11 protein-coding genes are annotated in these 10616 nt (G+C 63.0%); 7 read left to right on the top strand and 4 right to left on the bottom strand.

Features of this window, described 5'->3' with window-relative positions; genetic code table 11:
- Positions 1–56 precede the first annotated feature (56 nt).
- The 4 genes from RMO95_RS07610 to RMO95_RS07625 form a co-directional block, all read right to left on the bottom strand.
- The gene (locus RMO95_RS07610) at positions 57–1085 is read right to left on the bottom strand and encodes a TRAP transporter substrate-binding protein (protein ID WP_310450009.1); all 1029 of its coding nucleotides are present in this window, start codon (positions 1083–1085) and stop codon (positions 57–59) included.
- A 66-nt stretch (positions 1086–1151) separates the two neighbouring features.
- Positions 1152–2486, bottom strand: coding sequence for a TRAP transporter large permease (locus RMO95_RS07615; protein WP_310450010.1), 1335 nt, complete (start codon positions 2484–2486; stop codon positions 1152–1154).
- Between the two features lie 184 nt (positions 2487–2670).
- On the bottom strand, positions 2671–3222 hold the full coding sequence (locus RMO95_RS07620) for a TRAP transporter small permease (protein WP_310450011.1): 552 nt from the start codon (positions 3220–3222) through the stop codon (positions 2671–2673).
- Positions 3219–3410 (bottom strand): hypothetical protein, encoded by a 192-nt coding sequence (locus RMO95_RS07625; RefSeq protein WP_310450012.1) that lies wholly within the window; start codon positions 3408–3410, stop codon positions 3219–3221. Before RMO95_RS07625 ends, RMO95_RS07620 begins: the two co-directional genes overlap by 4 nt.
- A 148-nt stretch (positions 3411–3558) precedes the next feature.
- Here RMO95_RS07625 and RMO95_RS07630 point away from each other — a divergent pair, with 148 nt between their 5' ends.
- From RMO95_RS07630 to bzdO, 7 genes are all read left to right on the top strand, one after another.
- Entirely contained in the window at positions 3559–4305 is a 747-nt protein-coding gene (locus RMO95_RS07630) for an SDR family NAD(P)-dependent oxidoreductase (protein WP_310450013.1), read from the top strand.
- A gap of 39 nt (positions 4306–4344) precedes the next feature.
- Positions 4345–5163 carry an enoyl-CoA hydratase family protein gene (locus RMO95_RS07635; protein WP_310450014.1) on the top strand — a complete coding sequence of 273 codons (819 nt, stop codon included), beginning with the start codon at positions 4345–4347 and terminating at the stop codon, positions 5161–5163.
- Between the two features lie 303 nt (positions 5164–5466).
- On the top strand, positions 5467–6222 hold the full coding sequence (locus RMO95_RS07640; protein WP_310450015.1) for a TetR/AcrR family transcriptional regulator: 756 nt from the start codon (positions 5467–5469) through the stop codon (positions 6220–6222).
- A gap of 58 nt (positions 6223–6280) precedes the next feature.
- On the top strand, positions 6281–7039 hold the full coding sequence (locus RMO95_RS07645; RefSeq protein ID WP_310450016.1) for an enoyl-CoA hydratase/isomerase family protein: 759 nt from the start codon (positions 6281–6283) through the stop codon (positions 7037–7039).
- Entirely contained in the window at positions 7008–7559 is a 552-nt protein-coding gene (locus tag RMO95_RS07650) for a GNAT family N-acetyltransferase (protein WP_310450017.1), read from the top strand. The genes RMO95_RS07645 and RMO95_RS07650 overlap by 32 nt, the downstream gene beginning before the upstream one ends.
- A 383-nt stretch (positions 7560–7942) precedes the next feature.
- Entirely contained in the window at positions 7943–9082 is a 1140-nt protein-coding gene (bzdN, locus tag RMO95_RS07655) for a benzoyl-CoA reductase, bzd-type, subunit N (RefSeq protein WP_310450018.1), read from the top strand.
- 18 nt (positions 9083–9100) lie between these two features.
- Entirely contained in the window at positions 9101–10411 is a 1311-nt protein-coding gene (gene bzdO, locus RMO95_RS07660) for a benzoyl-CoA reductase, bzd-type, subunit O (RefSeq protein WP_310450019.1), read from the top strand.
- Positions 10412–10616: the final 205 nt, after the last annotated feature.

Below are 10616 nucleotides of genomic sequence, written 5' to 3' on the forward strand. Positions count from 1 at the left end.
CAAATGAGCCGCCCAAGCCCCGATCCGGCACGCGCAGTAGATTTATTCACAAGCTTTCAGTTCATCAAGGCCTTGGCTTCGGCAATCAGCTTCGTGCCGTCCATGTTCTTGGCACCGACTTCCTTGACCCAGTCCGCAATCACGCCATCGGCCGGCTTGTGCCAGTTCGCCACTTCGGCCGCCGGCACGCTGTAGAAGGTGTTCTTGCGATCGACTGCGGTCTGGCGTGCCGGGGCAGTCGCCCCATCCCATATCTTGCCAGCCCAGGCCGAGGTCGCGGCGCCGCTGTTGGCATCGATTACCTTTTTCAGCTCGGGCGGCAAGCTGTCGTAGCGGGCCGGGTTCATGGCGAAGACGAAGGCCGAGGTGGCGATGAAGGCTTGTCCGGCAGCCGTCTCGGTGTGGAATTTGACGATTTCCTGGATCTTCAGCGAAGGGATGACTTCCCAGGGCAGCACCGTGCCGTCGATCACGCCCTTGGAGAGGCTTTCCGCCACTTGCGGCACCGGCATCGGCACCGGCGTCGCGCCCAGCGCACTGACCAGCTTGGTCGCCATGCGGTTCGGCGCGCGCAGCTTGAGGCCCTTGAAATCGGCCAGGGTCTTGATCTGCTTGCTGGTGGTGTGCAACTGCGTGCCGGGGATGACGTGGAAGATCAGCGGCTTGACGCCCTTGTACTCGTCCTTGGCATTTTTCGCGGCGTAGTCCCACAGGGCTTTCGACGCCTTTTCAGCGCTGGAGACCATGAAGGGCAGCTCGAACACTTCGGTGGCGAGGAAGCGTCCGGCCTGGTAGCCGGGCAGCGTCCACACGATGTCGGCGACGCCGTCCTTGACCTGGTCGAAGAGCTGCGGCGGCGTGCCGCCGAGTTGCATCGCCGGATAGATCTGGCACTTGAGCTTGCCCGCCGAATCCTTGGCGATCTTGGCGCACCAGGGCTCGATCATCTTGACGTGGGCGTTGGAACTGGGCGGCAGGAAGTGGTGCACCCTCAGGGTCACGGTTTCCTGGGCGGCTGCCTGCGTCGCGGCCAATGCCAGGAATGCGGTGGCGAGCGCCGACTTCAGTATGCGGGATGATTGCATCGTGTCTCCTATCGTCGTTATGGTTTAAGTGTGCTGCGGGATGAAATGGGAGCGTGGAATGAAGCGTTAAGAGCCGAAGGCGTGCACCAGGTAGAGCGTGATGCCGGGAAAGAACAGCAGCAACAGGATGCGCAGGAAATCGGAAGCGAGGAAAGGCATCACGCCCTTGAAGGTCTCGATCAGCGGCACGTCCTTGGCCAGGCTGTTGATGATGTAGATGTTCATGCCCACCGGCGGATGCACCAGGCCGATTTCCACCACCATCAGGGCCAGGATGCCGAACCAGATCGACTTGTCGTCCGGACTCATGCCCCAGAAATCCAGACCCATCACCACCGGGTAGAAGATCGGGATGGTGAGCAGGATCATCGCCAGGGAATCCATGACGCAGCCGAGGAAGACGTAGATCAGCAGGATCGATGCCATCACCAGCAAAGGCGAGAACCCGCTGCCCTTGACCCAGTTCGCAAGTTCGGCCGGCATCTGGGTCAGCGCCAGACCGGAATTCAGCATGTCGGCGCCGAGCAGCACGAGGAAGATCATGGCGGTGGCCTCGGCCGCGCCGAGGATGCTGTCCTTGACGCCCTGCAGGCGCATGCCGCCGGAAACCACGGCGAGGATGCCGCAGGCCGCCGCACCGATCGAGGCGGCCTCGGTCGGATTGGCCCAGCCGCCGTAGAGGCCGACCACCACCACGAGGAAGACAATCAGCACCGGGAACACCCGGCCCAGCGCCCGCATCCGCTCCGGCCATGACACGCGGGGACCGGCCGGACCGGCTTCGGGCTTCAGCGTGACCACGATGCGGATGACGATCATGTAGCCGAGCATGGCGATCAGACCCGGCAGCACGGCGGCCATGAACAGCTTGCCGATCGATTCCTGCGTCAGCACGGCATAGATCACCAGCGGCACCGAAGGCGGAATCATGATGCCCAGCGTTCCGCCGGCGGCCAGCGTACCGGTCGCCAGCGCGCCGGAATACTTGTGCCGGCGCAGCTCCGGCAGGGCCACCTGGCCCATGGTCGCCGCGGTCGCCAGCGAAGAGCCGCAGATCGCACCGAAGCCGGCGCAGGCGCCCACCGCGGCCATCGCCACGCCGCCGCGCAAGTGGCCGACAAAGGCATTGACGCAGCTGAAGAGCGCCTTGGACAGCCCGCCGTGGGTGGCGAACTGACCCATCAGCAGGAACATCGGTATGACGGAGAGATCGTAATTGGAAAGCCGCGCATAGACCAGGTTCTTCAGCGAACTGAGCAGCAGCGGCACGGCGCCGCCGCCGAGCATGGTGAGGAAGCCGCCGGCGCCGACCAGGAACATCGAAATCCCGATCGGCACGCGCAGCACCAGTAGGCACATGAGGATGCCGAACATGATCAGACCTACCGTGGTGCCGCTCATTGGACTACCCTCCCCGCAACCCCGACCCCACGGCCGGCTCTGCATAGCCGGCCGGCTACGGCAGAGCGGAGCAGTGCTCCGCGAAACCCTGCCTTCGCCCCAAGGCAGGGGGTGACGATGGTTCGCTGCTGCGCAGCTCCGTAGTTTGGCTGCGCCGCCCTTGGGGCGGCCCGGCGGGCGGCGCTCATTTCCTTCCCCTGCAGGCGAGCCGGAAGCGGCGCCGCGCGATATACAAGCCGGTCATGGCGAACACCACCAGGCTCGGCACGATCAGGGCCTCGGCTACCCACTGCGGCAGGCCGAGCATCAGCGAGGAGTCGCCGGAAGCCTTCGAGGCCAGCGCCGCCACGGCCGTGCGCCAGGACAGCAGCAGCATCACGCCGCCGAGCAGCAGCGCGGCAATGCCGTCGAGCGCCGCCCGTGCCCGCGCCGGCAGGCGCGTGGTGAAGAAATCGACGCGAACGTGGGCGTCGTTGATCTGGCACCAGGGAAAGAACATCGCCGCCGCCACCGCAGCACCCATCTGCATGATTTCGAGGTCGCCGGGAATCGGCAGCGAGAACAGCTTGCGGCCGACGATCGACACCAGCGACATGGCGATCAGCAGGATCATGATCGCGCCACCGAGGTAGGCCAGGGCGCGGCTGACGGCCAGCAGGCGCAAACCGAGCGGACTGTGCGGTGGTTCTTCGGGATGACCAACGTGTTCGACCGAACCCGGTTCGAGTTCGATCATGCGCGCTCCCCTGCCGCGCTCACGGCGCATACCTTACTGTCGCGCCCCTGCGCTACTGGCGTTTTCATGCCTTCATCTCCTCCGATAAGCTGATCGAGCAGCGCGCATCCGTGACGGAAATCAGTGCCGTCGGATTTTCTTGTTGACATGATTGAACGCTCATTCATATCGAAAGTCAAGCGCTTCATGCGCCATTCAAAATGATTTATGGGGGGTTGACTTGTCAGACTGACTGAGCAATCATTCAGTCATGAGCGGAGGGCCGATTCGAGGGTAAGCAAACCTGAATCCGGCACTGCACAAGGCATTCTTTCCTACTTAGAAAGCGAGACAATCATGCGACTGAACGGCAAGACAGCGGTAGTAACGGGGGGAGCATCGGGGATAGGGAAGGCCACCGCGGAAGCGCTGGCGGCAGCCGGTGCCCATGTTCTGATCGGCGACCTCGACGAGACGAATGGCAAGGCAGTGGCTGAAGCGATCCGCGCCAAGGGACAGGCCGCCGACTTCAGCCGGCTCGACGTTGCCGACCTGGCATCGGTAGCCGCTTTCAAGGGCGCCGCCGATGCGCTGAACCTCAAGGTCGACATCGTCGCCAACGTCGCCGGCTGGGGCAAGATCCAGCCCTTCATGGAGAACACGCCGGAGTTCTGGCGCAAGGTGATGGATGTCAACCTGCTCGGCCCGGTGGCCGTGACCCACGCCTTCCTGCCGGGAATGATCGAGCGCAATTCGGGCAAGGTGGTCACGGTATCGAGCGACGCCGGCCGTGTCGGCAGCCTCGGCGAAACCATGTACTCGGGGGCCAAGGGCGGCGCCATCGCATTTACCAAGTCGCTGGCACGCGAAGTCGCGCGCTATGGCATCAACGTCAATTGCGTCTGCCCGGGGCCGACCGACACGCCGCTCTTGCGCGCCGTGCCGGAGAAGCACCAGGAGGCCTTCGTCAAGGCCACGCCGATGCGCCGCCTGGCGAAGCCCTCCGAAATCGCCGATGCCATCCTGTTCTTCGCCAGCGACCGCGCCTCGTTCGTCACCGGCCAGACCATCAGCGTCAGCGGCGGCCTGACCCTCGCCGGCTAAGCCCCCCCATCCCGAATCTGAAAACAAAAGGAGCACTACATGTACAAGCTTAAAGCCGCAGACTGGCGTCCTGAACACTTCAAGCTCGAAGTCGCCAACAACGTCGCCACCATCACGCTGAACCGCCCCGAGCGCAAGAACCCGCTGACCTTCGAAAGCTACGCCGAACTGCGCGATACCTTCCACAAGTTCCAGTACGCCGAGGACGTTCGCGCGGTGGTGATCACCGGCGCCGGCGGCAACTTCTGCTCCGGTGGCGATGTGCATGAAATCATCGGCCCGCTGACCAAGATGGACATGACCGGTCTCCTGAAGTTCACACGCATGACCGGCAACCTGGTCAAGGAAATGCGCAATTGTCCGCAGCCCATCATTGCTGCCGTCGACGGAATCTGCTGCGGCGCCGGCGCCATCATTTCCATGGCCAGCGATCTGCGCTATGGCACGCCGAAAGCCAAGACCGGCTTCCTTTTCGTCAAGGTCGGCTTGGCCGGTTGCGACATGGGCGCCTGCAGCATCCTGCCACGCATCATCGGCCAGGGCCGCGCATCGGAACTGCTGTACACCGGGCGCATGATGAGCGCCGAGGAAGGCCAGGCGTGGGGCTTCTTCAATGGCGTCGTCGCCCAGGAAGACCTGCTGGCGACAGCCACCAACATGGCCCGATCTCTCGCCGACGGCCCGGCGTTTGCCCACTCCGTTACCAAGAAGTGCCTGCATCAGGAGTGGAACCAGACCATCGAGCAGGCGCTGGAGACCGAGGCCGAAGCCCAGGCCATCTGCATGCAGACCGAGGACTTCAAGATCGCCTATCACGCCTTCGTCGCCAAGGAAACACCCAAGTTCATAGGCAATTAGCGGGAAATGCATCGCCATGCGCGCATTCTCAGGATCGAGCGAAGCGAGCCAATCAGTAGCCTCCCCGCGAGGGGAGGATGGGAGGGGCGGGCCCATTTGCCAACTTGGTGTCCATCGAAGGTAAGAGATTTAAGAATGCGGGATGGCATATTGGAGCCATGAGCGTTAAATGGCGTCAATCCGGGGATGGAGCGGTGCGAACCGCTATCCCCGGCGTGAATGCTTCGCTGTTCTTCCGCCCAGCCAGGCTGGCTTCGTGGCAGACTGTGCGCCGACAAAAAACGAACCGAGAAGGAGGCAAGTATGGGTTCTGCAGGTGATGTTCAGGCGCTGGTTACCGATCCGAAGCTGGTCGAAGAGAGGCGCGGCCAGATCGTGCGCGCTGCGGTCAAGCTGTTCTCGGAAGACGGCTATTACACGACGACCATCCAGCAGATTGCCCGCCAGGCCGGCGTCAGCACGGGGCTGATCTACCAGTACTTCCGCGACAAGGACGACATCCTCTTCCTCAGCCTGAAGATGGTGCTGGACAGCTACGAGAACGAGATCCCGACGCAGCTGGCAGGCGTCGAGCACCCGGTAGAAAGGCTGTGCGTCGCGGTGTGGGCCTACTGCCACATCGTCGATGGCCTGCGCGAGGCCACGGTGCTGGCTTATCGGTCCACCAAGTCGCTGCGCCCGGATCGCCGGGTGCTGATCAAGGATGCCGAGTCGCGCACCAACCGGCTCATCGAACAATGCCTTCATGCCTGCGTCGAAGGCGGCTACATGCAGCCGCTCAACGAATATCTGGCCTCCTACCAGCTTGTCATGTATGCGCATTCGTGGGCGCTCAAGCACTGGGTTCTGCGCGAGCACTACTCGCTGGAAAGCTATATCGGCGAAGGCATCAAGCTGATGATCGAGCCCTTCCTGACAGCCAAGGGACGTCGCGGCCTGGCGGGCGTCGCGCAGCGCACGGCGGCCTTCAGCAGCGAATCCCTGATCGCCGAGAGCAAATCGAAAGCGGCCGAATCGCCGGCCCGGCGCCGCAAGCGGCCACGGGCCGTGGCGGCCTGACTCTGAATCCAATACCGCGTGCCGCGCCAAGCGCCGGCACGCCCACGGAAAGAAAGCAATGATTACGCTGAACATCGATGGCGCGGTAGCAACCGCGACCTTGTGCCGGGCTCCGGTGAATGCCATCAACGAGGAATGGGTGGCGCGCTTCGACCAGGTGCTGGCTGAAGTCGAGCGCGCCGAGACGGTCGGCGTGCTCTGGATCCGCAGCTCCGAGCGGGCGTTTTGCGCCGGCGCCGACCTGGCTTTGATGCACAGCATCCTCGACAGTGCCGCCGGCCGCGAGCGCATGATCGCCCTCACGCGCCGCATGCAGGAGGTCTTTGCCCGGCTGGAGGCCCTGTCCAAGGTGACACTGGTCGAGATCGGCGGCGCCGCGATGGGCGGCGGTTTCGAGCTGGCCCTGGCCTGCGACCTGCGCATCGTCGCCGACAGCGCGAAGATCGGCCTGCCCGAAGCCGGACTCGGACTGCTCCCCGCCGCAGGCGGCACGCAACGCATGACGCGGATCTGCGGCGAAGCCGTGGCGCGGCGCCTGATACTCGGCGCCGAACTCGTCAGCGGCAGCGACGCGGTCGCGCTCGGCCTGGCGCAATGGAGCGCGCCGTCCGCCGCGCTGCAAGAAACCGCGCGCGCCACTGTGCAGCGCATCGCCGCCGTGCCACCGCGGGCGACTGCCGAATGCAAGCACTGCATCAACATCGCCATCGACGGCAGCGCCGACGGCTACGAAACCGAACTGGCCGGCAGCGCCGCGCTGCTGGCGCTGCCCGAGACGCAAGCCAGTGTCGCCCGCTTCCTCGAAAGTCGGCGCTAGCAACACGGCGATTCCGGAGCGGCTGGAGACCTCCCGCCTCCTCCTGACACGGCCACGGGCAGAGGACTGGCGGGCATTGCACGAGTACTACAGCGATGCCGAGTGCGCCCGCTTCACTTTCCAGAACCCGCTGCCCGAGACGGAAACGCAGCGCGTGCTGGGCTCCCTGGTACGCCACTGGGAACGCAAGGGCTTTGGCCCCTATGTACTCAAAGAGAAGCTGTCGGGCATGAGCGCCGGCCTGGTCGGACTCTGGTTTCCTTCCGAGTGGCCGGAAACCGAGATCAAGTGGGCCATCATCCGTAGCCATTGGGGCAAGGGCTACGCCAGCGAGGCGGCCCGCGCCGTGCTGGCGATACTGCCGCTGCATCTGCCGCAGATGCAGCCGATCAGCCTGATCGATGCCGAAAACAGCCGCTCGATTGCGCTGGCCAAAGCTCTGGGCGCCAGCCTGGAGCAGGAACTGACGTTTCGCCAGCGTCCGTTCCTCATGTACCGCCACCGCCGCCACGGCGGCTGATATCCGCGCCGCGGGCAAGCGAACCCGCGTGGCCATTGCGCCAGCGTTGTGCTTTGCCGCCGCGTCGACCGCCGCCGCCGGTCGCGTTCACCCTGCAAAAAGCATTTGATCCGCAGATTTCGCCGATTGGCGCAGGCCACTCCGTTGTTCTCTCTGCGTCATCTGCGGATTAGGTTCAATTCTCGCCCTGAAAGACCCTTGCGAAAGGCTTGCTTTTTTCCAAACGCCACTTTACACTGGCAGCGAGTGAACGTTCATTCAGTGATTGGAGATCAATCATTCGGCCGATGCTGGCGATGGGTTCAGAGCGTTGCGATTCGTGTTGCGCCGGGAAATGCGATTCCCGGGTAAGCCAGGGCAAACCTAGACAAGGAGATCAGTGTATGAACGATGGGCTGTTTGACCAGTTCCAGGAGTGGTACGAGAAACGTCACGACTACGCGCGTGACTGGAAAGCGCGTACCGGTGGCCAGGTGGTGGCCACCATGTGCACCTATTCACCGGAAGAGCTGCTGCTGGCCGCCGGCATGCTGCCGGTGCGCGTGATCGGCGCCCATGAACCGCAGAACGTGACCGAGCCGCACATCTTCGGCATGTTCTGCCCCTTTTGCCGCGATTCCCTGGCGCAGGGCCTGCTCGGCCGCTACGACTATGCCGAAGGCGTCACGCTGACGCAGTCCTGCATCCAGTACCGACAGACCTACAGCTCGTGGCGGCAGAACGTGCCGACAGTGAAGTGGGACTTTTACGTCGCCATGCCGAATGAAGTCCAGTCGGCCCACGCGCGGAAGGTGCACCGCGCCGAAATCCAGCGCTTCCGGGTTTTCCTCGAAGCCCTGACCGGCAAGCCGCTGACCGATGCCATGTTGAAGGAAGCGCTGGCCGTGGTCGACGAAAACCGCCGCCTGTTGCGCGAGCTGTTCGAATACCGCAAGGTCGCCAATCCGCAGATCACGGGCTGCGAAGCGCTCTACGCCTCGATTACCGCGCAGTTTGTGGACAAGCGCGAGCATAACGAACTGTTGAAGAAGGTCCTTGCCGCGCTGCCTACCCGTCAGTTGAATCGTCCCGAAGGCGTGCGTTTCATGACCATCGGTTCGGAAAACGACGACCTCGCTTTCATGAACATGGTCGAGTCGGTCGGATCGACCATCGTCATCGACGATCAGTGTTCCGGCACCCGCTACTTCTGGAACGAGTCGAAGCCCGAGGACGACGTGATCAAGGCGATCGCCGATCGCTACTGCGACCGTCCGGCCTGCCCGACCAAGGATTACCCGGCCCACACGCGCTTCGACCATGTGCTCACGCTGGCCAAGGATTACAACGCGCGCGCCGCGATCTTCCTGCAGCAGAAGTTCTGCGATCCGCACGAGGGCGACTACCCGGATCTCAAACGTCATCTCGAAAGCAACGGTATCCCGACGCTGTTCCTCGAATTCGACATCACCAACCCCATCGGCCCCTTCCGGATTCGCGTCGAAGCCATGCTCGAGACCTTGAGCGACGAAGAGCTGTTCTGAGCCACCAGGAGATAAATCATGACTTCAAAGAATCTGTATCCGACCGAGTCGCTCAAGCTGTGGGGCAAGGCGAAACAGCTGCGCGAACAGTACTACCAGAATTTTGCGCGGGCCAAGGAAAACGGCGGCATCCGCTGGTCAGCCGCCGGCTGGTCTTTCGACGCGATCCCGACCTCGCTCGGCGACGACGTCTACCCGCTCACCGGCGAGCCCTATTCCGCCGGCGTCTCGCTCGACCGCAAATTCACCCAGCGCTGCCTCGACGCCGCCGAAGCCCAGGGCTTTGCCCGCGACATGTGCTCCTACATGCGCATTTACTGGGGCAGCATGCACCTCAACGAGTACTACTACGGCGGCGAATGGCCGAAGTCGGACTTCATCTACCAGACGCAGATTTGCTGCTCGCACGCCAAGTGGTACCAGCACGTGGCGCAGACCAAGAAGATTCCCGATTTCTACGTCGATGTCTCGGTCGGCGCCTATCGCGACATGACGCCCGACCGCCTCGACTACGTGACCTCGCAATTGCACGACTCGATCGACTTCGTGGAGAAGGCCACCGGGCGCAAGTGCGACGACGAACTGCTGATACGCGCAATCAAAAATGAGATGCGCTCGACGGCCCGCTGGGCGCAGATCTGCGAACTGCAGAAGGCGGTGCCGGCGCCGCTCGACGAAAAGACCATGTACTCGCTGTATGTGCTGGCCATCCTGCACAAGTCCTCGCAGTGGTGTGCCGACTTCTACGACGAGCTCTACGAGGAAGTGAAGGATCGCGTCGCGCGCGGCATCGCCGCGGTGCCGACCGAGCGCTGCCGCCTGATGTCGGACACGCAGCCGCCTTGGCCTTTCCTCAAGATCTTCCGCTACCTCGAAACCTATGGCGCAGTGTCGATCGGTTCGCTCTACACCTTCGGCCTCGAAGGCACCTGGGAATACAAGCCCGATGGCAGCTGGGGCGCCCGGACCTTGCCGTGGGAAAAAGGCATCGAAATGAACGACCGCGACACCGCGCTGCGCCTGTATGCCGACTGGAATCTGTCGAAGCCCTTGTGGCAGCAGTTCTTCGATCCTTCGGTGAAGTCCGAGATGATGATCAACATCGCCCGCGACTGGAAGGTCGACGGCTGCATGATGCACTTGAACCGCGGCTGCGAAGGCCTCTCGGTCGGCATCATGGAGAACCGCCAGGCCATGGCCAAAGCCGGCTTTCCGATCATGACCTTCGAAGGCAACATGGGCGACGAGCGCGAGTTCGACGAAGTGCGCACGCAGGCACGGGTCGATGCCTTCATGGAACAGCTCGGTCTGCGTCGCCAGGCTGCCTGAAACAAAAACCGAAAAGCCAGCCACAGAGTTCACAGAGGACACAGAGATGAAACCATTGCCTATCGTTTGCCGCAATGAACGAGCCGACAGGTTTTTCTCTGTGATCTCTGTGTCCTCTGTGGCCCATTGTTTTTAAGGAAGGAAAGGCGAAACATGATTACCGCAGGAATCGATATGGGCTCGCGCAGCATCAAGGTGGTGCTGC

The organism is Sulfuritalea sp., from assembly GCF_031426875.1.
Lineage (GTDB): Bacteria > Pseudomonadota > Gammaproteobacteria > Burkholderiales > Rhodocyclaceae > Sulfuritalea.

Coding starts and splice junctions, on each gene's coding strand:
- RMO95_RS07630 (WP_310450013.1), top strand. CDS start 3,559: ATGCGACTGAACGGCAAGACAGCGGTAGTAACGGGGGGAGCATCGGGG.
- RMO95_RS07635 (WP_310450014.1), top strand. CDS start 4,345: ATGTACAAGCTTAAAGCCGCAGACTGGCGTCCTGAACACTTCAAGCTC.
- RMO95_RS07615 (WP_310450010.1), bottom strand. CDS start 2,486: ATGAGCGGCACCACGGTAGGTCTGATCATGTTCGGCATCCTCATGTGC.
- RMO95_RS07610 (WP_310450009.1), bottom strand. CDS start 1,085: ATGCAATCATCCCGCATACTGAAGTCGGCGCTCGCCACCGCATTCCTG.
- RMO95_RS07645 (WP_310450016.1), top strand. CDS start 6,281: ATGATTACGCTGAACATCGATGGCGCGGTAGCAACCGCGACCTTGTGC.
- bzdN (WP_310450018.1), top strand. CDS start 7,943: ATGAACGATGGGCTGTTTGACCAGTTCCAGGAGTGGTACGAGAAACGT.
- bzdO (WP_310450019.1), top strand. CDS start 9,101: ATGACTTCAAAGAATCTGTATCCGACCGAGTCGCTCAAGCTGTGGGGC.
- RMO95_RS07625 (WP_310450012.1), bottom strand. CDS start 3,410: ATGAAGCGCTTGACTTTCGATATGAATGAGCGTTCAATCATGTCAACA.
- RMO95_RS07640 (WP_310450015.1), top strand. CDS start 5,467: ATGGGTTCTGCAGGTGATGTTCAGGCGCTGGTTACCGATCCGAAGCTG.
- RMO95_RS07620 (WP_310450011.1), bottom strand. CDS start 3,222: ATGATCGAACTCGAACCGGGTTCGGTCGAACACGTTGGTCATCCCGAA.